The following is a 23,621-nucleotide window of genomic DNA, read 5'->3' on the forward strand; positions in this document are numbered from 1 at the left end:
GGGGAGGGGACTTCGGCGGCGGGTTCTGACCACGGGGCCGGGAGCGTCCCGTGACAGAATCGCGCGCATGAACGGTTCGGCCGCGACGCCCATGGCCCGGCTGGTGCACCGCCGCTGGCGGGAACGGGAAGCACCCGACGGCGACTTCCTCGTGTTCGCCGACGGTTCGCTCCGCGTGATGGACCTCCTGCGGACGCGGCCCCCGGACCGGCCCGGTGATCCGCGGGCGGAGACCTGGCACTGGGCGCAGATCCTGCGGGCCACCGAGTGGAGCACGGACGACTGGGTGGAGGTCGACTCCGCACTCGCCACCCACGTCCACGGCACCAGCCGCGCCTGGGCGGGGGAGTCCGCCCAGCACGGCTCCATCGGCTGGGTCGCGCTGACCCGGGACGACGAGGACAGCACCCTCGAATGGCTCGCCGTCTCCGGCTGGTCCAACCCGTTCCACGCCGTCACCCTGGACGACACCGCGGTGACCGCGGTCAGCACCGCCGGCCGGATCTGGACCTTCCCCCGCGACGCGCCCCAGAACGTGAAGATCACCGCCGACCCGGCTCATCCGGGCGCGCGCCGCTGAGGCGGGAACCGGACGCACGAATGGGCCGCGGGGTGCGGCCCCGCGGCCCGGACGTGGTGGAAGGACTGACGGGCGGGTCAGCCGCGTCCGCCGTGGGCGCGCTCGAAGGTGGCGAAGGCCGCCTCCTGGCGCCACTCGGTCGCCGCCTTCGGGCTGCGCGCGAGGTACGCCGCGCAGCGCGCGCCGGGGCGGCCGTCACCGGGGCGGTCGGCCCGGCAGGCGTCGACCACGCGGTAGCCGGAGGGCGCGGAGCCGGCGGCCCACAGGCTGCGGCCGTCGCGGAAGGCGTACTCCAGCGAGGCGCGGGCCAGGTCCTTCAGCTCGGTGTACGAGAGGCTGTAGGTCTTCGCCGCGTACTGGTACTCGTGGCTGATGTCGATCCGGGAGACGCCCGGGTCGTCCGTGGACAGCACGATCGGCACGCCGTAGCGGCGGTACGCGTTGAACGGGTGGTCGTCGCCCGCGATGCCGAGGATCTGCTTGTTGCTGGAGAACGGCACCTCGACGGCCACGTGCCGCCGCGCCATCGTCCTGGCCAGCTGCCGCCAGTCGTTCTCGTGGACCAGGTCCACGCCATGGCCGATGCGCTCGGCGCCGGCGACCCGCACCGCCTCGTTGATGTGGAAGGTCAGGTCCTCCGGCTTGACCAGGCCGGGCGCCAGCTCACCGGCGTGCAGGGTGAGGTGGGCGCCCGGGTACTGCCCGCGCAGGTACTTCAGCATCCGCATCTGGAGGCTGTAGTTCTCCAGCGAGCTGTCCCAGTCCTCCGGCTGGACGAGGTTGACCGCGACGAACCGGTGGTCGCGCTCGGCCAGCCGCATGCCGACCGCCATCTGCGTGAAGACGCGGACCGGCGAACTGCCCCGGGAGACCTGGGAGATCCAGCGGACGGGCAGCCGGCAGCCGGGCGCCGGGCGCGGGGTGTCGCAGTGCGCGGCCTCACGGAACTGCGCGTCGCTGTCGTCGGCCTCCTTGACCGCCTCGTCGATGACCTTGTCCAGCTTGCCGCCGGCCAGGAGCTTGCGGTGCAGCGCGGCGAGGTCGGCGTCGTAACCCACCGCGTCGGCCAGTGCCTTGGCGCTGTCCGAGGCCGGGCTGACCATCGTCTCCAGGTAGAACTGGTTCTGCTTCACCACGGTGTTCGCGACGTTGGCGAGCATCTTGCCCCGGGTGTACCAGGTCGCCATGCCGAACTTGCCGAACGTGTCGAAGAAGTGGTCGTGCCCGGACTCGTCGGCCGGGAAGTCCTGCATCGACCAGGCCCGGATGATCTGCTGCTTGAACGCGGGGTCGGTGCGCGCGTCGGAGGCCGGCCGGGCGCCCGGGGCGCACGGCGAGGCCACCGCGGTCATCGTCGCGTCGATGCAGAGCCCCTGCTCGATCGCGAGCTGGAGCAGGTACTCCGTGGTCACCGCCCCGGAGAGGTGGTTGTGCAGGTCGCCGCCCTTGGGCAGCTCCTTGAAGAAGGCCCGCAGCCGCGCGGGCCGTTCCCGCAGCGAGTCCAGGTACGCGGCGGTGCGGCGCTCGGCCGGTGTGACGGCGCGGGGCGACGCGTATCCGGCGGCCCGTGCGGCGCCGTCCTGCGCGGGGGCGGAGGCGGTCGCCGGGATCGCCGGAAGCAGGGTCAGGAGGGCGAGCGCGCCGCCGAACCCGGCCAGCAGGGAGGACTTGGGACGGCGTGCCGTCCGATGGGAAGAGATCACCGACGCATGATCGCGCTCGCCGGGGTCATGTGACGCGGAATCATGCCGGGAAGGCCGAACGTCCACCCGATCGAGTGGGCGCAGGAGAGACCGGCGGAGAGAGCCGGGCGGGAGACCCAGGTCACTTCCGTACCTGTCACATCGCCGTCGGCCGCTCCGTCAGAGGGGTGTAGAGAACACCGACCCGACTCACGGCAGGGGAACCACCATGGAAGCGCGCCTCAACCTCTTCACCAACGCCGTCGCGGCCAAGACCCTGAAGCACTTCGTCGCGGCGGGCAAGGAACTCGCCGCCACCTCCACGATTCCGGGCCACACGCTGGAGCTGGTCACGCTGCGCGCCAGCCAGATCAACGGCTGCGCGGTCTGCGTCGACATGCACACCAAGGACCTTCTCGCCGGCGGCGAGTCCACCACCCGTGTCAACCTGGTCGCCGCCTGGCGCGAGGCCACGGTCTTCACCGACGCCGAACGCGCCGCCCTGGAGTTCGTCGAGGAAGCGACGCGCATCGCGGACGGGGCGGGCGGGGTCCCGGACGAGGTCTGGGCCGGGGCGGCCAAGCACTACGACGAGGACGAGATGGCGGCCCTTGTGAGCATCACCGCCCTCATCAACGCCTTCAACCGGCTCAACGTCGCGACCCAGCAGCCGGCGGGCGCCTACGTGGCCGGCCAGTACGCCTGACGGTACGGATGCCGCCGCCCGGAAAGTTCTGCCGGGCGGCGGCCGTTCGCGCAGCTCATGCCGACGCAAAGAGGTCTAGACCACTAACGAAGGGAGAAAACTGTTTACCGGCGTGCGGTTCTGTGGCTGACTATGTCGTGTTCGCGACAAGTGGACGCGCGTAGACCACGCGCGTAGAACATCGTGAAGCGTGCTGCCCGAGCGGTCGGTCGACGGCCGTCCCCCCACCAGCAGGAGGCTCCTCATGACCACGCGCAAGAGATTCACCGCGGCCGGTGTCATCGCCACGAGCGCGGCACTGCTGCTCGGCCTGATGTCCGGCTCCGCGTCGGCGGCGCCCCGCCACGACAACCCCGTCCCGCTCGGCAAGGGGTACATGGGTGTCGGCTACGTCCAGGACAGCAAGGACTTCAAGCCGGACACCCGGCAGCTGCACCTCGACCCCGGTGCCGGTGCCCAGCTCAAGGCGAACCCCGAGGGCATCGACGTCTCCAGCTGGCAGGGCGGCATCAACTGGAGCTCGGTGCGCGGCGCGGGCATCGAGTTCGCCTGGATGAAGGCGACCGAAGGACTGACGTACAAGGACCCGACGTTCAGCGCCAACTACCTGAACGCCTACAACGCGGGCGTCATCCGGGGCGCGTACCACTACGCCCGGCCGGACGTCTCCGGCGGCGCGGCCCAGGCGGACTTCTTCGCGAGCAACGGCGGCGCCTGGTCCCGCGACAACCTCACGCTTCCGGGCGTGCTGGACATCGAGGGCACCTGCTACGGCTACTCCCAGGCCTCCATGCAGCAGTGGATCCTCGACTTCTACAACCAGTACAAGGCCCGCACCGGCCGTGACGTCGTGATCTACACCAGTCCGAGCTGGTGGAACACCTGCACCGGCGGCTGGAGCGGCATGTCCGCCCGCAGCCCCCTGTGGGTCGCGAACTGGACCACCGGCACCCCCAGCATCCCGTCGGGCTTCCCCTTCTACACGGTCTGGCAGTACACCTCCACCGGCGCGGTGAACGGTGTCTCCGGCAACGTCGACCGCGACCGCTTCAGCGGCGACCGCTCCCGCCTGCTGGCCCTGGCGAACAACACGCCGTGAACGTAAACGTATAGGTGTACGAGCCGGAGCGGCCAGGTCGGGCCGCTCCGGCTCCCGTCCCCCACGACCGCTCACGAAGGAGCACGTCATGACCCCACCGCTCAGCAGGCGCGGCGCCCTGATCGCCGGAGCCGCGGCCCTGGCCGGCGGCCTGGCCCCGGCGGCCGGTGCGGAGGCGGCCCTCCGGCTGCCGATGGCCACGCGGCCCCGCTTCTCCGCCCTGTCCCCCCTCCAGCGCGCCGGGCAGTGCGTGATCCACTCCTACCCGGGGCTCACCCCGCCCGCGTCCCTGATGGACGCCATCAAGCAGGGTCACACGGCCGGGGTCATCTTCTTCGGCGAGAACATCCAGAACCTGAGCCAGATCGAGGGCGTCATCAACCAGATGAAGGCGGCCCACGCCTCGTCCCCGGTCAAGGCCCCGCTGCTCCTGATGACCGACCAGGAGGGTGGTGTCATCCGCCGGCTGCCCGGCGAGCCCGTGAGGTCCGCGAAGGACGTCGGCGCCTCGTCCGACCCGCACTACTGGGCCGACTTCACCGGCAGCGGCGCGGGCCTGAACCTCGCGGGCATCGGCATGAACGTCAACCTCGCCCCGGTCCTGGACGTCTACCGCAAGGACGGCGACTTCACCGACCAGTACGAGCGTTCATACAGCAAGTCGGCCGCGGCCGTAGCCAGTTGCGGGTCCACTTTCATCACCGCCCAGCAGGCGGAGGGCGTCGCCGCCACCGCCAAGCACTTCCCGGGACTCGGCCCGGCCACGGCGAGCCAGAACACCGACCTGCGCGCCGTCACGATCAGCACCTCCGCCTCCAGCCTGCGCAGCGTGGACGAGGCGCCGTACCGTGACGCGATCGCCGCCGGCGTCAAGCTCGTCATGCTCTCCTGGGCCGTCTACACCGCCCTGGACTCCGCCCGCCCCGCCGGTCTCTCGCCGACCGTCGTAGGCGAGCTGCGCAACCGCCTCGGCTTCAAGGGCGTCACGGTCACCGACGCCCTGGAGGCCGGCGCGCTCTCGTCCTACGGCAGTACGTCCCAGCGCGCCGTGAAGGCCGCCGCCGCGGGCATGGACCTCATCCTCTGCTCGGCGCGCAGCGTCTCCCAGGGCGACGAGGCAGTGACCGCCCTGGCCGACGCCCTGGGCGACTCCCTGGACCCGACCGCCTTCGACGCCGCCGCGGCCCGCGTGAACGCGCTGCGCGCGGGGCTGTGACGGCCCGCCGGAGGCGTACTCGCTAGATTACGGCGGTGACCGACGCGCCCGTCCCCTCTCCCGCCCCCGGCAGCGCCGCCGACGTCGTCCGTACGTGGGACGCGCGCGCGGAGCAGTACCTCCGGCTCTTCCGCGACGAGTTGGAGGGCAAGCCGTACGACCTGGACGTCCTGCGCGCCTTCGCGGACCGGGTCGGCGCGGGAGCCAGGGTGTACGACGCCGGGTGCGGGCCCTGCGGCCATGTGACGGCCCTGTTGGCGTCCCATGGCCTCGATGTGCTGGGTATCGACCTCTCGCCCCGCTGCGTCGACCTCGCCCGCCGCGAGCAGCCGGGCTGCCGGTTCGCCGTCATGGACCAGGGCGCGATCGGCACGGGCCCGCTCGACGGGCTGGTCGCGTACTACTCGCTGCACGACCAGCCCAAGCGCGTGCTGCCCGTGACGCTGGCGGCCTGGGCAGCAGCGGTACGCCCCGGCGGACAGCTGCTGACCGTCGCGAAGGAGGGCACGGGGGACGGGGTCGTCGACGATCCCATGGGCGGCGAACTCCGCGTGTACTGGGCGGAGTTCACGGCATACGAACTGCGCACGGCGGCCCGGGACGCGGGTTTCCGCGTCGACGACTGCACGGTCCGCGAGGCGTACGAGGACGAGATCCCGGCCCGCCGCGTCTACCTCGCGGCGACGAGGTCCTAGGGGGTGTCTTGTCGATCAGGGTCGGATCAGGCCGCGGCGTCTGGTGCGGTGCATCGCAAGGCGCCGGAGCGTCTCGATAGCGGAGCTATTGGGGCGTTTCGGCAACGCCGCGAGGTGCCGTACCAGGCGTCGCGGACCCGGCCATGATCGGCAAGACACTCCCTAGCGGTTCGCCGACGCAGTCGCCGCCCCGGCGAGGATCTTCACCAAGGCCCGGGTTTGCCGCACCGGCAAGGATGTTTGCCGTGGCGCCGGGCGACGCGCACCATCTGCCGTATTGGAGGTGCGCGCATGAGCGACATGACGCAGATGTACGACGTAGTGGTGGTCGGCGGCGGGGCCGCCGGGCTGAGCGGGGCACTGGCGCTGGGCCGGGCCCGGCGCTCGGTGCTGGTGATCGACTCGGGCAGCCCGCGCAACGCGCCCGCGTCCCACATCCACAACTACCTGGGCCGCGAGGGCACCCCGCCCGGCGAACTCCTGGCGATCGGCCGGGAGGAAGTGGCCGGCTACGGGGTGGAGGTCGTCACCGGTGAGGTCACCGTGGCCGAGCGGCTGCCGGAGGACTCGGGGTTCCGGGTCGTACGCGGGGACGGGACGACCGTCACCGCGCGGCGGCTGCTGGTCACGACCGGGCTGACCGACGAGCTGCCGGCGATCCCGGGCCTGGCCGGGCGGTGGGGCCGCGAGGTGCTGCACTGCCCGTACTGCCACGGCTGGGAGGTGCGCGACGCGGCGATCGGCGTCATCGGGGTCAGCCCCATGGCCGTGCACCAGGCGCTGCTGTGGCGGCAGTGGAGCGAGGACGTCACTCTCTTCCTGCACCAGGCTCCGGAGCTCAGCGACGAGGAGTACGAGCAGCTCGCCGCGCGTGGCATCGCGGTCGTGGACGGCGAGGTGGCTGGGCTGGAGGTCAGCGGCGACCGGCTGACCGGCGTACGCCTCGCGGGCGGCCGGGTGGTCGAGCGGGCGGCGTTGGTCGTGCAGCCGAGGTTCACGGCGCGCTCCGGCGTACTGGAGAGCCTGGGGCTGCGGCCCGTACCGCTGGAGATGGGCGGGCACACCCTCGGCTCGTACATCGAGGTGGACCCGAACGGGGCCACGGCAGTGCCCGGTGTGTGGGTGGCCGGGAACGTCACCGGTCTCATGGACCAGGTGATCGGCTCGGCGGCGGCCGGGCTGAAGGCGGGCGGGGCCATCAACGGGGACCTCGTCATGGAGGACACCGAGCGGGCCGTGAAGGCCCGCAACGCGCCCTCGGACGCCCAGATGTGGGACGACCGCTACCGCGAGAGCGACCGGATCTGGAGCGGCAAGCCCAACACCGTGCTCGTCCGCGAGGTCGAGGACCTGGAGCCGGGCCGGGCGCTGGACCTGGGCTGCGGGGAGGGTGCGGACGCGGTGTGGCTGGCGGGCCGGGGCTGGCGGGTCACCGCCACGGACATCTCGCGCGTCGCGCTGGGCCGGGCGGCCGAGCACGCGGCGGAGGCGGGCGTCGCCGGCCGGGTGGACTGGCAGTTCCACGACCTGGGCGTCACGTTCCCCGAAGGGGCGTACGACCTTGTCTCGGCGCAGTTCCTGCACTCCATGGGCGACCTGCCCCGCGAACGCATTCTGCGCCGGGCGGCCCGCGCGGTCGCCCCGGGCGGGGTGCTGCTGATCGTGGGCCACGCGGGCTTCCCGGCCTGGGACCACCACCACGCGGACATGGAGCTGCCGACCCCGGACGAGGTGCTGGCCTCGCTGGAGCTGCCGGAGGGGGAGTGGGAGGTGCTGCTCAGCGAGGAGCACGAGCGCGTGCAGAACGACCCGGACGGCAATCCCACCACCCGTACGGACAACGCCCTGAAGATCAGACGGCGTTGACCGCGCGTATAGGACGGATACCGACCTAAAGGGCTCGTACTGTCATTCCTGACGGCGGAACAGGAACGACGGAAGGCAGAACCCATGAACGCCAGCGAGACGGCCCCCGCGAACACCGGCTCCGACGAGCGCGCCGACCTGCTGGAGGCGCTGGGCAAGCAGCGGCACTTCCTGCGGTTCACCACCCGCGACCTGACCGACGAGGAGGCCGGGCAGCGGACCACGAAGAGCGAGCTGTGTCTCGGCGGCCTCATCAAGCACGTCACCTCGGTGGAGCGGACCTGGGCCGCGTTCATCGTGGAGGGCGCCTCCGCGATGCCGGACTTCACCGCGATGACCGAGGCGGACTTCGCCCAGCGGGCCGACGACTTCAGGATGCTGCCGGGCGAGACGCTGGCCGGCGTGCTCGACGCGTACGAGAAGGTGGCGGAGGCGACCGACGAGCTGGTCGCCTCGCTGCCCGATCTGGGCGTCTCGCACGCGCTGCCGAAGGCGCCCTGGTTCGACGGGGACGCGAAGTGGTCGGCCCGCCGGGTGCTGGTGCACATCGTCGCGGAGACCGCCCAGCACGCCGGCCACGCGGACATCATCCGGGAGTCCCTGGACGGCGCGAAGTCCATGGGCTGACCCGGGACGCACCGAACGCCCGCCGCCCGCTCCCGTACGAGGAGCGGGCGGCGGGCGTTCGGGGATGGATCAGGCCTGCGGGGCGGCGGCCTTGATCGCGGAGATGTCGAAGTTCAGCTTCACCTTGTCGCTGACCATCACGCCGCCGGTCTCCAGCGCCGCGTTCCAGGTCAGGCCCCAGTCGGAGCGCAGGATCTCGGCGCCGCCCTCGAAGCCGACGCGCTCGTTGCCGTAGACATCGGTCGCGGAGCCGTTGAACTCCAGGTCGATGGCGAGCGGGCGGGTCACGTCCTTGATGGTGAGGTCGCCGGTGACGCGGTACTTGTCACCGCCGAGCTGCTCGGCCGAGGTCGAGCGGAACGTCATCAGGGGGAACTTCTCGGCGTCGAAGAAGTCGCCGCTCACCAGGTGGCCGTCGCGGTCCTTGATACCGGTGTCCACGCTGGCGATCTTCACGTCGATCGAGGCCGAGGAGTTGGCCGGGTCGCTGCCGTCCAGCTTCAGGGAACCCTCGTGGTCGGCGAAGGAGCCGCGGACGTTGGTGACCATGGCGTGCCGCACGGTGAAGCCGATGCTGCTGTGCGCCGGGTCGATCGTGTAGTCACCCGTGAGAGCGGCCAGGGCGGGGTCGACCTCGGCCGTGGTCACGGCGGTGGCGGCGTCGTTCTTGCGGTTGAACAGAGCCATGGCTCCTCCTCGGGGACGAGGCCGAGTGGACCCGGCCTGTTGTTTAACCTTCAACGACATTCACTGTAGACCCATCTTGTTCAAAGTTCAACATCTATGGCGAGGACTGTTGCGGTCGCCGTCATCTGTTCACGCGGCCGTTACGTCGGGCCCTCTGGCGACGCGCGTAGAACTGGGGCACCATCTCTCCTGCCCCTTTGTCATGCACAGGAGGAGTCCCCCCATGGAGTTCCGCGCGCCCCACGTCTCCCGGATGACGCTGCGCCCCGTCCTGACCGCCCTCGCCCTCGTCCTCGGCGTCCTCTTCGCCCCGGGCTTCGGCCTCGTGAGCGGGACCACCGACGCGTACGCCGTCACCAAGCTCACCCACAGCCAGGCGACCTCGCGCTTCAGCTCGTCCGGCATCACCTGGTCGTCCTCGGGCGGCTGCTCCAACCGCAACGTCGCCACCTGCACCTCGTTCGACCAGCTCAACCTGCCGACCGCCCAGGGCGCCCAGACCCTCAAGAGCGCCACCGGCTGCGCCCTGAACATCACCGGCGGCACCGAGACCGGGCACGCCAGCGGCACGTACTCGCACTGGAACGGCTACAAGCTCGACTTCGGCAAGACCACCTGTCTCACCAACTACGTGAAGAGCGCGTTCACCTACATCGGACTGCGCGGTGACGGCGCGCCCCAGTACAAGTCCGGCTCCGGCAACGTCTACGCCGACGAGGGCAACCACTGGGACGTGACCTACTACAACTGCGGCGGCTGCTGACCGGCCATCGTCGTCCGGGTGCCCCCGTCCGCACGGGCGGGGGCACCCGAACCCTCCGCGCGCCCCTCCCCACAGGAGCTGCCCATGCATGCGAACAACCCGAGCCGCCGCGCCCTGCTGCGCACCGGCGCCGGCGCCGCCCTCGCCGCGGCCGGACTCGCCGCCGGCGCCCCGGCCGCCGGCGCCGCGTCCCTCGTCACCGGCGGCAGGATCCGCAACCTCACCGGCCCGGCGGAGACCGGCCGCTTCGCCGCACCCTGGACGGACCTCGGCATCCCGGCCCGTTGCCCCGACGGCTCGATGCTCCTCGTCTGCGGCGACACCTTCGACGGCGGCGGGGTCGGCGGACCCGACTGGCGCGCCCCCGTGGGACTGCGTGCCTCCAACGCCTCCCTAGGCTCCCTCGTCATCGACGGGAGCGTCGGCGGCGCCCATGCCGTCGGGCTCGTCCCCGAGGGCCACGCGGGCGGCACCACGGCCATCCCGTCCGACGTGTTCACCGTCGGCTCCACGATGTACATGCACCTGATGCGCGGGGTCATCTACCGCACGCACCACTCGGACTTCTGGCGCTCCGACGACAACGGCAACACCTGGCAGTACCTCTGCCAGTGGCCCGGCGACCAGTACGGCGGCCAGTTCCAGCAGAAGACGTACGCGGTCGCCGACGACGGGTACTGCTACGTCCTGTCCACCGCGTTCAACCGGGACATCACCTCGGGGCTGCTGCTCCACCGGGTGCGGCAGGACGCCCTCGGGAACCCCGCCGCCTACCAGCCCTGGGGATACGCGGGAGGCGTCTGGGCCTGGGGGAACCCGCCGACCACCATCACCGCGGCCCGCCGCTGGGGCGAGATCTGCTTCCGGGCCATGGGCGGCAAGTACGCCTTCACCTGGCTCAACATGGCTCCGCTCGACATCCGGGCGCAGATCTTCGCGCTGCCCACGTCCAACCTGTTCGCCACCCCGGAACAGACCATGATCGTGCCCACCGTGCCCGGTCTGGAGGTGGGCAACGCGGTCGCCAGCCCGTACGGGGGCTTCATCGTCCCGGGATCGACGTTCGCCGACTTCCACATCGCCGTCAGCCAGTGGTTCGACAACCAGAACTATCGGGTCATGCAGTACCGCATCAACGGCCTCGCCGCCTGAACGCCGAGAAGGCGCCCCACCCGGGAAGGGCGGGGCGCCTCTCCGTGCGGGACGGGGGTTTCAGACCACCGCGTCCAGAGCCCGGCACGCCCGCGCCACGACCTCGGGGTCGGTGACGAAGTGGGTGTCCTGCTCGGCCGACGTACCGCCCGCGCCGAGCGGAACCCAGGCGCTGCCCGCCCGGCGCGGCGCGCGGGTCTTGGCGGAGAGGTGGACGGAGGCGACACCGGCCGAGGCCAGCGCCGGGATGTCGGCGAGGCGTACACCGCCGCCGGCCATCACCTCCACCTCCGGGGCGGCCTCGGCCATCGCGGCGATCGTCGCCAGCCCTTCGGCCGCAGCGGGGGCGCCGCCCGACGTGAGGACCCGGGTCAGGCCGAGGGAGGGCAGCAGCGCGGCGGTGGCCACCGGGTCCGCGGACTGGTCGACGGCCCGGTGCAGGGTCACCTCCATCGGGCGGCCCGAGGCGCGGGCCGCGTCGGCGAGCCGGGCGACCGCTTCGGTGTCCAGGGCGCCGTCGGCGGTGAGCGCGCCGATGACCACCCCGGAGGCGCCGGAGGCGATGACCGACCGGACCTCGGCGGCCATGAGGGCGACCTCCTCCGCGTCGTGGACGAAGTCGCCGGGCCGGCACCGGACCAGCACCTGAACCGGCAGCCCTTCCGCGGCGACCGCCTCGACCAGGGCGGCCGACGGGGTCAGACCGCCCAGCTCCAGCGCGGTGCACAGCTCGACCCGGTCGGCGCCGTTCTCGCGGGCGGCGCGGGCGCCGGCCGGTGAGGTGACGGCGATCTCCAAGGCGGGACGGGGGCTCATTCGTCGTCCCCGGTCAGCGGCTGGTCGGAGGCGGGGATGATGCGGGCCGACAGGTCCGGGTCGGCCATCTCGCGGTCGAAGGGGAACATCGGGCGGCGGATGCGGTGGTGGCCCAGGCGCACCAGGTCCTGGTCCACACCGCCGGGGGTGAGCGCCATCTTCCAGCCCACCGACATGTCGAAGAGCTCCGGCTCCAGGTAGCCGATCTTCACGATCACGATGTCGGCGCCGCGCGGGTCGAGGCCGAGGTCGGTGAAGTCGTGCTCGTGGTGGTACGGCTTGCGCAGTTCCGTGAGGATCGCGTACACGCTGCCCACCCGGATCACGACCTCGGTCCGCGCGTCGCGGTCGCCGTGCCGGACCGAGTGCACCGTGCCGGTCAGGGTGACCGGGCCGGCATGCCGGTCGTCCACCTCGGCCCCGGCGGTGACGGTGACGGTGGCGCCCACACCGGCGGCGGCGGCCGTCGCGACGGCCGCCGGTCCCGGCACCGAGGCGTAGATGACGGCCGGGCCGTCGTCCTTCTGGAACTCCGGGCGGGCCAGCAGCCGGGTCAGGCCCCAGGTCATGTCGCCGGAGCCGCCCGCGGTCGGGTTGTCCCCGGTGTCGCTGATGAAGTAAGGGCGCTGGTCGGAGCCCAGGGCCTCGTCCAGGATGCCGTCGAAGGTGCCGGTCGGGGCGACGAACTCGAAGTCGTCGCGGGCCTTCCAGAAGCCCTCGGCCAGGCGCTCGGCCCCGGCCGCCACGGCGTCCCGGTCGGTGCCGGTGACCACCACGGCGGCGCGGTTGCGGGGCTCGTCGGCCCAGGCGTAGCCGACCCAGATGGCGGCGTCGGTCACGCCGTCCACGGCCTCGACGTCGGCCACCGCCGCGTACACGCTCTTCGCCGGTTCGATCCTGGTGGAGGTCTGCTCGCCGGCCAGCAGCACGGGGACCGGCACCCACGCCTTGACCGGGCGGGGCGCGCCGGAGACCAGCAGGTCGACCAGGTTGCGGGCGGCCCTCTCCTTGGTCTCCATGTGGTCCTCGTGCGGGGCCAGCCGGTAACAGGTGATCAGGTCGCTGCCGTGGACGAGTTCGCGGGAGACGTTGCCGTGCAGGTCCATCGAGGTGGAGATGATCACGTCCGGGCCGACGGTGGCGCGGATGCGGTCCAGCAGGACGGCCTCCGCGTCGTCGACGCCCTCGACGGTCATCGCGCCGTGGATGTCGTACCAGAGGCCGTCCGGGCGGGGCAGCGCGGCGAGCCGTTCGATCAGTTCGTCGGTCAGCTCCTGCCAGGCCGCGGCGGTGACGGTGCCGCCCGGCAGTGACTTGCCGACCAGGGCACCGTGCCAGTCGGCCGCCTCGCGCAGTTCCTCACCGGGGGCCAGGAAGGGGTAGCGGTCCAGCACCTCGGCGCCGCGCGAAGGGTGGAAGGCGGCGGCCCCGGTCCGGGCGGGGGAGAAGGTGGAGGACTCGATACCGAGCCCTGCGACGGCGATGACCGGGCGGGATGCGGCGGTGCGGGATTGCGACATGGCTCCTCGTAGGGGTCGGGCGTCAGGGGTGACGGGGGGCGAGCGTGCCGGGCCGGTCGGTTCCGCCCACCTCGTGCAGCGCGTGGGCCAGGGCGTGCTGGAGGGCGAACTGGCCGGCGCCGACCAGTCCGGCGTCGGCGCCGAGCCTGGTCCGCTCGATGGTGAGGTGCTCGGTGACGAGCGGATGGCAGCTCTCGTAGAGCCGGCTGCGCACAGCGGCGACGAACTGTTCCAGGGTGGAGAGGATGCCGCCCAGGTAGACGGCGTCCGGGTTGAAGAAGTTGACGTTGGCGGCGAGCACCTGGCCCAGGTAGTCGCCGGCCCTGCGGACCGTGCGGGTGGCCAGGGGGTCGCCGTCCAGGGCGAGCCGGGCCACGTCCTCGGTGCTGTTCACGTCGGCCCCGCGCTCGCGCAGGATGCGTACCAGCGCGGCACCCGACGCCACGGTCTCCAGGCAGCCGGTGTTCCCGCAGGAGCAGGGGATGCCGGCACCGGCGTCGATCCGGATGTGCGTGATGTCCCCGGCGGCGCCCTGGGCGCCCCGGTACAGGCGCCCCTCGACGATCACGCCAGCGCCGATCGCGGAACCGATCTTGACCATGATGGTCTGAGCGTTCGCGTCGGGCCGGACGGTGTGCTCGCCGACCGCCATGCAGTTGGCGTCGTTGTCCACGGCTGCCGGGACGCCGAAGCGCTCCTGGAGCCAGTCGGCGACCGGGAAGCGGTTCCAGCCCGGCATCCGCGAGGGCCGGACGACCGACCCCGACACGGTGTCCACCGGGCCGGGCAGTGAGAGCCCGACTCCGCGCAGGCGGCCGGTTTCACGTCGGCCGGCCAGGGTCTCCAGGGCCTCGGCCAGCCGGGGCAGGGCCGCCTCCGGTCCGTCGGAGATCAGGAACGGGACCGTCGAGACGTCGGTCAGGCCGCCGCCCGGAAGGACCACGCCGATCCTGGCGTGCCGGCCTCCGAGGTCGGCGGCGACGGCGAAGTCGTCACGGCTTCCGACCCTCAGCGCCTTGCGGGGGCGTCCGCCCGTGGAGGCCTGAATGCCTTCCTCGGCGACCAGACCGCGATCCACCAGGTGCCCCACGGCGAGGGAGATGGTGGACGCGGCGGCCCCGAGACGCTCCGCGAGTTCGGCGCGTGACGTGGCCTGGCCCGAAGCGATGAGTTCCAGAACACGCACGGCGAGGGACGGGGTCCCTTTGGTGGCCTTGCGGTCCCACGCACTTATTCCAGTCATGTACAAAGTTACTTCCGCAACGGGGTAGGTGGCGCAGACGATACGCCCGCACTTCGCACAGGGGAACAGTCGGATGAAGGAAGTAGGTCACCCTGGAATGCCGCTGAATAGGCACAAAACACCCCAAGGGGTCGGGTGAAATGGGGCAAGGGGACTTTCGTCGAATGTGCAGTAACTTACTTGTTACTAATTCTTGTTTGTTTCTTCGATGGCTGCGGCGTTAGCTGTCGTGAACGCAGCGCCGACCTTCCCGAGCGGCTGCGGGCCCTATCGAACCGAGGAGTGTCATGATCCTTACCCGTACGGTGCGCAGCCGCCGTTGGGCCCTCGCCGCAGGCGCCGCCACCACCGCGGCCGTACTGCTGTCCGGGTGTTCCGGCGGGGGCACGACCTCCTCCGGCTCCGCCTCGTCGGACAGCATCAACTACGCGCTGCCGGCGAACTTCACCCCGAACTGGATCCTCCCGGTCGGCACCGCCGCCCACCTGAACACCAACAACTCCTCGATATCCCAGTCCCTCTGGGAGCCGCTGATCGCGTACGACGGCTCCACCGGCAAGGTGGGCTGGAACAAGGGCAACTCGCTCGCGACCGCCGCCGACTTCGCCGAGGACAGCAAGAGCGTCACGATCACCCTCGGCGACCGGCACTGGAGCGACGGCGAGAAGATCACCTCGCGCGACGTGCAGTTCTGGTTCAACCTGGTCAAGGCCAACAAGAAGGACTGGGCCAGCTACAGCCCGGGTAAGGCGCCGGACAACTGGACCGCGCTGAAGATCGTGGACGACACGCACTTCACGATCACCTTCGACAAGGCCTACAACACGCAGTGGATGCTCGCCAACGAGCTGAGCATGATCCGCCCGATGCCGCAGCACGTCTGGGACAAGACCGGCGACGCGGGCAAGGTGTCGGACCTCGACCTCACCCCGGCGGGCGCCAGGAAGGTGTGGACGTACCTCAACACGGCCGCCAAGAAGATCTCCGGTTACGCCACCGACCCGCTCTGGAAGACGGTCAGCGGCCCGTACACCATCAAGTCCTTCTCCACCGCGGGCAAGGTGCAGCTGCTGGCCAATGCCAAGTACGACGGCGGCGGCAAGGCCAACATCAAGACCGTGAACCTGCTCCCGTTCACCACCACGGACGCCGAGGAGAACGCGCTGCGGGCCGGAACGGTCGACTACGGCTACATCAACGCCACCAACCTCAGCCAGGAAGCGTCCTTCACCGCCAAGGGCTACACCCTCAAGCCGTGGGCCGGCTGGGCGATCACGTACATGCCGTACAACTTCAACAACCCCACCATGGGCCCCGTCTTCAAGCAGCTCTACGCCCGCCAGGCGATCCAGATGTCGGTGGACCAGGCGACCCTGTCCAAGGTCATCTTCAACGGGACCGCCGTCTCCACCTACGGGCCCGTCCCGCAGGGCCAGACCTCCTCCTTCGTCTCCGAGGCGCAGAAGAACAACCCGTACCCCTTCTCCACCGTCAAGGCGCGCAAGCTCCTCACCGACCACGGCTGGACCGAGCAGAACGGCACGATGGTCTGCACCGACGCCGGCAGCGGCGACGACCAGTGCGGCGCCGGGGTCGACAAGGGCACGAAGTTCAAGATGCAGGTGCTGTCGCAGTCCGGCTCGACCGTCACCGACAACCTGATGAGCGCGCTCCAGTCCTCCTTCGCCAAGTCCGGCATCGGCTTCGGCATCAAGACCGCACCGGTCAACTCCGTCCTCTCGCAGGCCGGCCAGTGCGAGGCCGGGGACTCCGGCTGCAAGTGGCAGCTGTCCTTCTTCGGCAGCGCCGGCAGCTGGTACTTCCCCGCCTACCCGAGCGGTGACTCGCTCTTCGCGACCGGCGGAGGCTCCAACTTCGGCAGCTACTCCAACTCCGACGTGGACAAGCTGGTCGAGAAGACCACCACCGACTCCTCCGACGCCGCCATGCAGAAGTACAGCGAGGCCCTGGCCAAGGACCTCCCGGTGATCTGGCTGCCGGAGCCCGACTACCAGGTCTCCGTCGTCAGGAGCGGCCTCGGCGGCTTCGCCCAGGACTCGCTCGCCAACTTCCACCCGGCCATGTGGAAGTGGACCAAGAAGTGAGCCGGGTCGCCGACCACGCGCACCACTGAGCCGAAGCGACCGGAAAACACATGAGCACTTCCAAGTACCTCCTCAGGCGGGTCCTGCAAGCCGTCGTGGTGATCGTCATCGTGACGATCGTGGTCTTCGGTCTGCTGCACGCCCTGCCCGGGGGCCCCGCACGCGGGATCCTCGGCCCGCAGGCCACCGCGCAGCAGATCACGGCCTTCAACCACGAACAGGGCCTCGACAAGCCCCTGCCGGTTCAGTACTTCTACTACCTGAACCAGCTGATCCACGGCGACCTCGGGACCTCGTACACCCTCAACGAGCCGGTGTCCCAGCTGATCACCGAACGGCTGCCGAAGACACTGCTCCTCACCGTCCTGTCGGCCGTCGTCGGCCTGGTGCTGGCGATCCCGCTCGGCATGTGGCAGGCCATGCGGCGCAACAAGCCGGCGGACTACGTCATCACCACGCTGAGCTTCATCGCCTACTCCACGCCCGTCTACTTCCTCGGTCTTGTCCTGGTGCTGGTCTTCAGCCAGACGCTGGCATGGTTCCCCTCCCAGGCCCCCCAGGGTGACACGCTCGCCCAGGTCTTCTCCGAACCGCAGGCACTCGTGCTGCCGGTGGTCGCGGGCGCCGCCTCGATGATCGCGGTGTTCAGCCGCTACATGAGGGCGGCCACCCTGGAGAACCTCTCCGAGGACTACGTCAGGACCGCGCGGGCCGGCGGCTCCCGCTCCCGCGCCATCCTGTGGCGGCACGTGTTCCGCAACTCGCTGACCCCCGTGGTCGCCATGCTCGGGTACTACGTGCCCGTGCTGTTCGGCGGTGCCCTGGTGGTCGAGCAGCTCTTCAACTACCCCGGTATGGGCCTGCTCTTCTGGACCGCCGCGCAGTCCTCCGACTACCCGGTGCTCCTGGGCTGTGTGCTCGTCATCGCGATAGCCACGGTGACCGGAACGCTCCTCGCCGACATCGTCCAGCGGGTCATCGACCCCCGAGTGAAGGCAGGCCGGGCATGAGCGCCGTCATCCAGCCGGGCCAGGTGCCCGGCAAGGTCACCGCCCCCGTCGCGGCGTCCGGTACCCGCCTCGCGGTCCGGCGCTTCCGCCGCAACCGGCTCGCGGTCGTCGGGCTCGGCGTCGTCTCCTTCTTCTTCCTGTTCTGCTTCGTGGGCCCGCTGGTGTACTCCACCGACCAGACCCACACGCTGCTCGACCAGGTCAACCTCGCCCCCAGCGGCTCGCACTGGCTGGGCACCGACGCGGTCGGCCACGACGTACTGGGCCGGCTCATGTACGGCGGCAAGGTCTCGCTGATCGTCGGCCTTGCCGCGGGCGTGCTCGCCACCGTCATCGGCACCCTGTGGGGCGCCGTCGCCGGTTACGCGGGCGGCTGGATCGACGCGGTCATGATGCGCGTCGTCGACGCGGGCATCGCCATCCCCGCCCTCTTCATCCTGCTGGTCGTCTCGGCCATCACCACTCCGGACCTGACCGGGCTGATCGTCATCCTGGGCTTCGTCTCCTGGCTCGTGCCGTCCCGCCTGGTCAGGGCGGAGACGCTGAGCCTGAAGAACCGCGACTACGTGCTGACGCTCCGGGCCATCGGCGGTACGCACGGCCGCGCGATCATCCGGCACATCCTGCCGAACTCGGTGTCGACCATCATCGTCGCCGCCACCTTCCAGATTGCCGACGCCATCCTGCTCGTCGCGTACGTCTCCTACCTGGGCCTGGGCGTCCAGCCGCCGTCCACCGACTGGGGCGGCATGCTGTCGGCCGGCCTCACCGCCGCGTACTCCGGCTACTGGTGGCTCATCATTCCGCCCGGCCTGGCCATCATCCTGGTGGTGTGGGCGTTCAACGCGATCGGGGACGGGCTCCGCGACGCATTCGACGTGAGGGGACGCGGATGACCGCCACCCAGCGCCCCGCCGCACCGCAGGCCGGGCCGATCCTCGAACTCGACGGCCTCGGCGTCGTCTTCACCACCGAGAGCGGAGAGGTACCCGCCGTCCGGGGCGTCTCCCTCCACGTCGCACCCGGCGAGACGCTCGCCCTCGTCGGCGAGTCCGGCTCCGGCAAGTCCACCATCGCGTTCGCCGCGATGGGCCTGCTCAGCGGCAACGCCCGGACCACCGGCAGCGCCGTCATCGCCGGCACCCAGGTCGTCGGCGCCCGCGAGAGCGACCTCGCCGCGCTGCGCGGCCGGACCGCCTCCATGGTCTTCCAGGAGCCGGCCACCGCCCTGGACCCGCTCACCCGGGTCGGCAGGCAGATCGCCGAGGTGATCCGCAACCACCGCGAGATGTCCGCCAAGGAGGCCGCTGCCGAGGCCGTCGCCCTCCTGCGCAAGGTCGGCATCCCCGAGCCGGAGAAGCGGGCCACGGCCTACCCCTTCCAGCTCTCCGGCGGACAGCGCCAGCGCGTCGTCATCGCCATGGCCATCGCCAACGACCCCGCCCTGCTGATCGCCGACGAGCCGACCACCGCGCTGGACGTCACGGTCCAGGCCGAGATCCTCGACCTGCTGCGCCGGCTCGCAGCCGAGACCGGCACGGGCGTCCTGCTGGTCACCCACAACATGGGTGTCGTCGCCGACTTCGCCGACCGGGTCGCCGTGATGTACCGCGGGGAGATCGTGGAGACCGGACCGGTCGAGGACGTGCTCCTGCGCCCGGCCCACGACTACACCCGCCGACTGCTGGGAGCCGTGCCCCGGCTCTCGGTCGCCGAGACGGACAAGGCCGCCCCGGCCGCCGCCACCGAGGCCCCGGACACCGAGCCGGTCGCCGAACTCCGCGACGTCTCCGTGGTCTTCGGCCGCGGCAAGAACGCCGTACGGGCCCTGGACGGCGTCTCCCTCGCCGTGCACCCCGGCCAGACCCTGGGCCTGGTGGGCGAGTCGGGCTCCGGCAAGTCCACCGCCTCCAGGGTCGCGCTCGGCCTGATCGCGCCGACCTCCGGCACGGTTTCCCTGTTCGGCACCGACCTGGGACGCGCCAGGTCCCGGGCCCGCCGGGCCCTGCGGGCCGGGATCGGCGTGGTCCTGCAGGACCCGGTCGCCTCGCTGGACGCCCGGATGACGGTCGGCGAGTGCGTGGCCGAACCGCTCAGGGTCCACCACAAGGGGCTGACCGCCAAGGACCGCCGGAGCAAGGTGGCCGCCATCCTCGACCGCGTCCGGCTGCCGCGCGAACTCGCCGACCGGGCTCCCCGGGAGCTGTCCGGCGGGCAGCGCCAGCGGGTCAGCCTGGCCCGTGCGCTGGTCCTGGAACCCCGGCTGCTGGTCGCCGACGAACCCACCAGCGCGCTGGACGTCAGCGTGCAGCAGGCCGTGCTCGAAGTGATCTCCGAGCTCCAGGACGAGCTGGGCTTCGCCTGCCTCTTCGTCTCCCACGACTTGGCCGTCGTCCAGCACTTCGCGCAGCGCGTCGTGGTGCTGAGGGGTGGACGCATTCAGGAGCAGGGCCCCACCGGGGAGACCCTGCTGCACCCGGAGACCGACTACACCCGCGGCCTGCTGGCCGCCGTACCGGTGCCGGACCCGGTGGTCCAGCGCGGCCGCAGGGCCGAGCGCCTGGCCGCCCTCGCGGCCGGCCGGACGGAGGTCCAGGCATGAACACGTACGACCGCAGGCTCTTCGCGGGCGTGGACATCGGCGGCACCACCACGCAGGTGGTCCTCTGCGACGACGACCTGACCGTCCTGGACCGGGCCGAGACCGCGACCCCGGCGGACCGGGGCGGCCGGGCCATGACCGACGCGGCCCTGGGCGCCCTGGCCCCGCTCCTGGAGCGCACCCCCGGCCGGCTCACAGGCTGCGGGGCCGGGGCCGCAGGCGTCGTGGACTCCGTCACCGGACGCATCCTGGTGGCCAGCGACTCCTTCACCGGCTGGGCCGGTTTCGGGGTGACGGACGCCTTGGAGGACGCGCTCGGAGTCCCGGCCTTCCTGGACAACGACGTCAACGCCTTCCTGTACGGGGAGACCTCGGGCGGCGCGGTCCGCGACGAGCAGGACGTCCTCGGGATCACCCTGGGCACCGGCGTCGGCGGCGCGCTGTGGAGCGACGGCGCGCTGTTCACCGGCCCGCACGGCGCGGCCGGCGAGATCGGGCACATCCCGGGCTTCGGGGACCTGCTCTGCTCCTGCGGCGGGCGGGGCCATCTGGAGACCCTGGCCTCCGGCCGCTCCATCGGCGCCCGCTACGCCGAGCGCACCGGCCGGCGGCTGACCGCCCGGGAGGTCGCTGACGCGGCGGGCGGTGGTGACGAGGACGCCCGCGCCGTGTTCCGGGCCGCCGGGGAGGGCATCGCACGGGCCATCGTGATGACGGCGGGCGTCGTCGACATCACGACCGTGGTGGTGGGCGGCGGGGTCAGCCGTGCCTGGCCGCTGCTGAGCCCGGTCGTCCTCGCCGCGCTGGCCGCCGAACCCCCGGTCAGCGGGCACCCCGTACGGCTGGTCAGGTCCGGCCTGGGCTCCGACGCGGTACCGGTCGGCGCCGCCGCCCGCGCGCTGCGGGAGCTCGCGGTGGGCTCACCGGCCTGACCCCGCGGGGCCCGGCCTCGTACACGGCATGAGGGGAGGACCCCCGTCCCGCCCGGACGGGGGTCCTCCCGGTTCTGTGGGGGGTGGGCTCAGGAACCGACGCTCACCGTGAACCGCCTCGGGTTGCCGTCGTTCGCGGCGCCCGAGACGTCCGGCTCACCGTCCGGACGCACGTCGTCGTACGGGAAGGCGTAGCCGATGGGGCTGTTGGCGTGGACGATCCGGGACCAGTGGTTGGTCACCGCGCCCTGGTAGTAGTCGGCCACCGAGGTGCCGTTCGGCTGGTCCGGGTGGCTGAGCATGATCGAGCGGTTGAAGCCCGCCGCCAGCCGCGCCAGCAGGGCCTTCTTGTCGTCGTTGTCCGCCGGGTTGTTGGTGAACGGCCCGTGGTTGCAGGTGAAGATGTCCTTCGACACCGGCTTGCTGAAGGTGTGCCCGCCGTCGAACGTCAGCGTGTCGCCGCTGACCCGGCCGGTGCGCACGCCGCGCCCGCCCTGGAGGTCGATCCGCAGGTCCGTCGAGCGGTACTTCTCCCAGACCTCGTCGATCTGCGCCGTGAACAGGTCGCGGAACGGCATCTGGTCCGGGCGGTCGAAGTAGGGCGCCATCAGGTTCTGCGGGGAGATGACCCGCAGCACGCTGCCGTCCGCGCCGCGGGTCACCAACTGGTCCCAGGGCTGGCCGTCGGCGGCCGCCTGGGCGATGAGGCCGTCGGCGATCCGCTGCACGGCGCCGTCGGGGAGCGGGGCGACGGTGTGCGTGGAGTCGCCCTCCAGGGTCAGGCCGATCGGCAGCGCGGTCACCAGGTCGACGTAGCTGATGTTGGCGTACAGCTGCTGCGGGTTGAACGTGAACTCGCAGAACGACCAGGTCCGCCCGTAGTTCGGGTCCGTGGACGTGGCGAACGCCGGCTCGACCAGGGCGGGGCCCGGGTTCAGGTAGAAGGTCAGGGTGTCGTCCCGGACGAAGTAGACCCGGGCACCGTACATCTGAGGAAGCGTCAGTACGACGGGCGCGCCGCCCGCGCCGTTCAGCGGGATGGCGCAGTCGACCGGCAGCGGGGTCTGCGGGGCCGAGGGGGAGTCGGGGTGATAGACGCTGCCGTCGGCGCGCAGCAGGACCCAGCGGTCGGTGCCCTGCTCGTGGCCGGTGACATAGGCGTTGACGCGGCCGGGCAGCGACTTGTTGACCAGGGCCAGTTCGCAGGTGGCGGCGGACGCCGAGGCGCTGGGGCTCAGGGCGCTGCCCCACAGGGGGTAGGTCACCGCGGTGGCGGTGGCGGCGGCTGTGCCCGTCAGGAACTTCCGGCGCGAAATCATGAGGCGACTCCGGGGGTACGTGGGGGCGGTGACCCGGGTGGGGCCGGGATCCTCGGGGCGGGTCTCCAGCGTGGTCAGATCGGCGACGATCCCGATGCCCACGGCCTTGAGTACCGCCTCCTTACGGGTCCAGCAGCGCAGGAAGGCCGCGGTGCGGTCGGGGCCCTCCGGCTCGGCGAGCACCGCTCGGCGCTCATGGGGTGTCAGTACCTGGCCGGTGATGTTTGCTACCGGGATGCTCCGGAGCGCTTCGGTGTCGATCCCGACCGGGAACGGCGCGACGGCGAGCATCGCGAGGCCGGGGGTGTGGGAGACGCTGATGCGGCAGGGGGCCGGCGGGTGGAGCACGGCGGGCGGTCCGTGCTCGCTGCTGCCGCATCCGGGACAGGGCTTTCTGCCAAGTGAAATCTCCGTGGCTCCCACCTGAAAATGAGTGGCCAGTAAACGACGTACGGCGGCACGGCAAGACACGTATTCGGCCGCTGCTCTGGCTGATTTGAATTGGTGCGCCCGTGCCAGTTCCGTGCTGTCGAGCAATTCCAGATCCGCCTCGCGGGGCGGGCCCGCCACCGTGCGCCATGACCACACGTGGACGTCGCCCGCGGGCGGCCGGGGCCGGGAAGCGGCGGCGGGGTGTGGGGCTTGTGAGTGGGGTGTGGTCACCCGGTGACCGTAGGTCGGAAACGCTCATGGCCGGACGCCTGCTGACAGCAAGCGGTCAGTGGGGGCACGCCGCGTGAGGGTGCGTGCGCCCTCGGTGGCACAAGCGGAAGTGGGGGTGCTGCTTCCGGGGGCCCGTATGCAACTTGTTGACAGGTGAGGTGGAATGGGTCGCCTTTTTGACGGAGTCTGCCGCTCATCTGTGGGTCCCGGGCAGGCGAGACCGCCTCTTGTTGACTGATTCCAAGCCAGCGAACTAGTGTCTGATGAAGCTTTCTTCAACCTATGTATGAAGAAGTATTTTTCGATTGAACTGTTTTTGGTGAGCGATATTTTCGCTT

20 protein-coding genes and 1 pseudogene are annotated in these 23,621 nt (G+C 71.2%); 14 read left to right on the top strand and 7 right to left on the bottom strand.

The window, feature by feature from the left end:
- The first annotated feature begins 67 nt into the window (after positions 1–67).
- Positions 68–580: a hypothetical protein gene (locus EAO73_RS10085; protein ID WP_147971037.1), complete on the top strand. Its 513-nt coding sequence runs from the start codon at positions 68–70 to the stop codon at positions 578–580.
- Positions 581–657: 77 nt separating this feature from the next.
- Here the strand turns inward: EAO73_RS10085 and EAO73_RS10090 are convergent, their stop codons facing one another.
- On the bottom strand, positions 658–2,283 hold the full coding sequence (locus EAO73_RS10090) for an adenosine deaminase family protein (protein WP_147971038.1): 1,626 nt from the start codon (positions 2,281–2,283) through the stop codon (positions 658–660).
- A 208-nt stretch (positions 2,284–2,491) separates the two neighbouring features.
- Here EAO73_RS10090 and EAO73_RS10095 point away from each other — a divergent pair, with 208 nt between their 5' ends.
- From EAO73_RS10095 to EAO73_RS10125, 6 genes are all read left to right on the top strand, one after another.
- Entirely contained in the window at positions 2,492–2,968 is a 477-nt protein-coding gene (locus tag EAO73_RS10095) for a carboxymuconolactone decarboxylase family protein (RefSeq protein ID WP_147971039.1), read from the top strand.
- A gap of 244 nt (positions 2,969–3,212) precedes the next feature.
- Positions 3,213–4,067 carry a GH25 family lysozyme gene (locus EAO73_RS10100; protein WP_147971040.1) on the top strand — a complete coding sequence of 285 codons (855 nt, stop codon included), beginning with the start codon at positions 3,213–3,215 and terminating at the stop codon, positions 4,065–4,067.
- A gap of 88 nt (positions 4,068–4,155) precedes the next feature.
- A complete protein-coding gene (locus EAO73_RS10105) occupies positions 4,156–5,283 on the top strand; it encodes a glycoside hydrolase family 3 N-terminal domain-containing protein (protein ID WP_147971041.1) in 1,128 nt (375 codons plus the stop codon).
- 35 nt (positions 5,284–5,318) lie between these two features.
- Positions 5,319–5,978: a class I SAM-dependent methyltransferase gene (locus tag EAO73_RS10110; protein ID WP_147971042.1), complete on the top strand. Its 660-nt coding sequence runs from the start codon at positions 5,319–5,321 to the stop codon at positions 5,976–5,978.
- Between the two features lie 291 nt (positions 5,979–6,269).
- Positions 6,270–7,844 carry a bifunctional NAD(P)/FAD-dependent oxidoreductase/class I SAM-dependent methyltransferase gene (locus tag EAO73_RS10120; RefSeq protein WP_147971044.1) on the top strand — a complete coding sequence of 525 codons (1,575 nt, stop codon included), beginning with the start codon at positions 6,270–6,272 and terminating at the stop codon, positions 7,842–7,844.
- An 84-nt stretch (positions 7,845–7,928) separates the two neighbouring features.
- Positions 7,929–8,471 (top strand): DinB family protein, encoded by a 543-nt coding sequence (locus tag EAO73_RS10125; RefSeq protein WP_147971045.1) that lies wholly within the window; start codon positions 7,929–7,931, stop codon positions 8,469–8,471.
- A gap of 69 nt (positions 8,472–8,540) precedes the next feature.
- Here the strand turns inward: EAO73_RS10125 and EAO73_RS10130 are convergent, their stop codons facing one another.
- Positions 8,541–9,158 (bottom strand): YceI family protein, encoded by a 618-nt coding sequence (locus EAO73_RS10130; protein WP_147971046.1) that lies wholly within the window; start codon positions 9,156–9,158, stop codon positions 8,541–8,543.
- 223 nt (positions 9,159–9,381) lie between these two features.
- On the opposite strand from EAO73_RS10130, the gene EAO73_RS10135 reads away from it, so the two are divergent.
- Both EAO73_RS10135 and EAO73_RS10140 read left to right on the top strand, forming a co-directional pair.
- Positions 9,382–9,921, top strand: coding sequence for a hypothetical protein (locus EAO73_RS10135; protein ID WP_147971047.1), 540 nt, complete (start codon positions 9,382–9,384; stop codon positions 9,919–9,921).
- 84 nt (positions 9,922–10,005) lie between these two features.
- The gene (locus EAO73_RS10140) at positions 10,006–11,073 is read left to right on the top strand and encodes a DUF4185 domain-containing protein (protein ID WP_147971048.1); all 1,068 of its coding nucleotides are present in this window, start codon (positions 10,006–10,008) and stop codon (positions 11,071–11,073) included.
- Positions 11,074–11,133: 60 nt separating this feature from the next.
- On the opposite strand, the gene EAO73_RS10145 is transcribed toward EAO73_RS10140, so the two are convergent.
- Genes EAO73_RS10145 through EAO73_RS10155 form a run of 3 tightly spaced genes read right to left on the bottom strand, consistent with a single transcriptional unit; the run spans position 11,134 to position 14,652 of the window.
- Positions 11,134–11,889 (bottom strand): copper homeostasis protein CutC, encoded by a 756-nt coding sequence (locus EAO73_RS10145; RefSeq protein ID WP_147971049.1) that lies wholly within the window; start codon positions 11,887–11,889, stop codon positions 11,134–11,136.
- On the bottom strand, positions 11,886–13,409 hold the full coding sequence (locus tag EAO73_RS10150) for a M81 family metallopeptidase (RefSeq protein WP_147971050.1): 1,524 nt from the start codon (positions 13,407–13,409) through the stop codon (positions 11,886–11,888). Before EAO73_RS10150 ends, EAO73_RS10145 begins: the two co-directional genes overlap by 4 nt.
- Before the next feature lie 22 nt (positions 13,410–13,431).
- Positions 13,432–14,652 (bottom strand): ROK family transcriptional regulator, encoded by a 1,221-nt coding sequence (locus EAO73_RS10155; protein WP_191133981.1) that lies wholly within the window; start codon positions 14,650–14,652, stop codon positions 13,432–13,434.
- Positions 14,653–14,939: 287 nt separating this feature from the next.
- Here EAO73_RS10155 and EAO73_RS10160 point away from each other — a divergent pair, with 287 nt between their 5' ends.
- The 5 genes from EAO73_RS10160 to EAO73_RS10180 are packed head-to-tail and all read left to right on the top strand — an operon-like array spanning position 14,940 to position 21,301.
- A complete protein-coding gene (locus tag EAO73_RS10160; protein ID WP_147971051.1) occupies positions 14,940–16,757 on the top strand; it encodes a peptide ABC transporter substrate-binding protein in 1,818 nt (605 codons plus the stop codon).
- A gap of 50 nt (positions 16,758–16,807) precedes the next feature.
- Entirely contained in the window at positions 16,808–17,767 is a 960-nt protein-coding gene (locus tag EAO73_RS10165; RefSeq protein ID WP_147971052.1) for an ABC transporter permease, read from the top strand.
- Positions 17,764–18,663 (top strand): ABC transporter permease, encoded by a 900-nt coding sequence (locus EAO73_RS10170; protein WP_147971053.1) that lies wholly within the window; start codon positions 17,764–17,766, stop codon positions 18,661–18,663. Before EAO73_RS10165 ends, EAO73_RS10170 begins: the two co-directional genes overlap by 4 nt.
- A complete protein-coding gene (locus EAO73_RS10175; protein WP_147971054.1) occupies positions 18,660–20,369 on the top strand; it encodes a dipeptide ABC transporter ATP-binding protein in 1,710 nt (569 codons plus the stop codon). Before EAO73_RS10170 ends, EAO73_RS10175 begins: the two co-directional genes overlap by 4 nt.
- Positions 20,366–21,301, top strand: coding sequence for an ROK family protein (locus EAO73_RS10180; protein ID WP_147971055.1), 936 nt, complete (start codon positions 20,366–20,368; stop codon positions 21,299–21,301). The genes EAO73_RS10175 and EAO73_RS10180 overlap by 4 nt, the downstream gene beginning before the upstream one ends.
- 89 nt (positions 21,302–21,390) lie before the next feature.
- On the opposite strand, the gene EAO73_RS10185 is transcribed toward EAO73_RS10180, so the two are convergent.
- Positions 21,391–22,620, bottom strand: coding sequence for a glycoside hydrolase family 64 protein (locus EAO73_RS10185; RefSeq protein ID WP_224756251.1), 1,230 nt, complete (start codon positions 22,618–22,620; stop codon positions 21,391–21,393).
- Between the two features lie 39 nt (positions 22,621–22,659).
- Positions 22,660–22,911: pseudogene (locus EAO73_RS36430) on the bottom strand (4'-phosphopantetheinyl transferase family protein); the annotation flags it as partial.
- Positions 22,912–23,621 lie beyond the last annotated feature (710 nt).

Origin of the sequence: Streptomyces sp. col6, from assembly GCF_008042035.1 — a bacterium.
Classification (GTDB): domain Bacteria; phylum Actinomycetota; class Actinomycetes; order Streptomycetales; family Streptomycetaceae; genus Streptomyces.

What these genes read in the sequence shown, in the direction of transcription:
- EAO73_RS10185 (WP_224756251.1), bottom strand. Translation starts at nt 22,620, where the DNA reads ATGATTTCGCGCCGGAAGTTCCTGACGGGCACAGCCGCCGCCACCGCC.
- EAO73_RS10120 (WP_147971044.1), top strand. Translation starts at nt 6,270, where the DNA reads ATGAGCGACATGACGCAGATGTACGACGTAGTGGTGGTCGGCGGCGGG.
- EAO73_RS10140 (WP_147971048.1), top strand. Translation starts at nt 10,006, where the DNA reads ATGCATGCGAACAACCCGAGCCGCCGCGCCCTGCTGCGCACCGGCGCC.
- EAO73_RS10130 (WP_147971046.1), bottom strand. Translation starts at nt 9,158, where the DNA reads ATGGCTCTGTTCAACCGCAAGAACGACGCCGCCACCGCCGTGACCACG.
- EAO73_RS10125 (WP_147971045.1), top strand. Translation starts at nt 7,929, where the DNA reads ATGAACGCCAGCGAGACGGCCCCCGCGAACACCGGCTCCGACGAGCGC.
- EAO73_RS10160 (WP_147971051.1), top strand. Translation starts at nt 14,940, where the DNA reads ATGATCCTTACCCGTACGGTGCGCAGCCGCCGTTGGGCCCTCGCCGCA.
- EAO73_RS10135 (WP_147971047.1), top strand. Translation starts at nt 9,382, where the DNA reads ATGGAGTTCCGCGCGCCCCACGTCTCCCGGATGACGCTGCGCCCCGTC.
- EAO73_RS10170 (WP_147971053.1), top strand. Translation starts at nt 17,764, where the DNA reads ATGAGCGCCGTCATCCAGCCGGGCCAGGTGCCCGGCAAGGTCACCGCC.
- EAO73_RS10085 (WP_147971037.1), top strand. Translation starts at nt 68, where the DNA reads ATGAACGGTTCGGCCGCGACGCCCATGGCCCGGCTGGTGCACCGCCGC.
- EAO73_RS10165 (WP_147971052.1), top strand. Translation starts at nt 16,808, where the DNA reads ATGAGCACTTCCAAGTACCTCCTCAGGCGGGTCCTGCAAGCCGTCGTG.
- EAO73_RS10150 (WP_147971050.1), bottom strand. Translation starts at nt 13,409, where the DNA reads ATGTCGCAATCCCGCACCGCCGCATCCCGCCCGGTCATCGCCGTCGCA.
- EAO73_RS10145 (WP_147971049.1), bottom strand. Translation starts at nt 11,889, where the DNA reads ATGAGCCCCCGTCCCGCCTTGGAGATCGCCGTCACCTCACCGGCCGGC.
- EAO73_RS10105 (WP_147971041.1), top strand. Translation starts at nt 4,156, where the DNA reads ATGACCCCACCGCTCAGCAGGCGCGGCGCCCTGATCGCCGGAGCCGCG.
- EAO73_RS10180 (WP_147971055.1), top strand. Translation starts at nt 20,366, where the DNA reads ATGAACACGTACGACCGCAGGCTCTTCGCGGGCGTGGACATCGGCGGC.
- EAO73_RS10095 (WP_147971039.1), top strand. Translation starts at nt 2,492, where the DNA reads ATGGAAGCGCGCCTCAACCTCTTCACCAACGCCGTCGCGGCCAAGACC.
- EAO73_RS10100 (WP_147971040.1), top strand. Translation starts at nt 3,213, where the DNA reads ATGACCACGCGCAAGAGATTCACCGCGGCCGGTGTCATCGCCACGAGC.
- EAO73_RS10155 (WP_191133981.1), bottom strand. Translation starts at nt 14,652, where the DNA reads ATGACTGGAATAAGTGCGTGGGACCGCAAGGCCACCAAAGGGACCCCG.
- EAO73_RS10175 (WP_147971054.1), top strand. Translation starts at nt 18,660, where the DNA reads ATGACCGCCACCCAGCGCCCCGCCGCACCGCAGGCCGGGCCGATCCTC.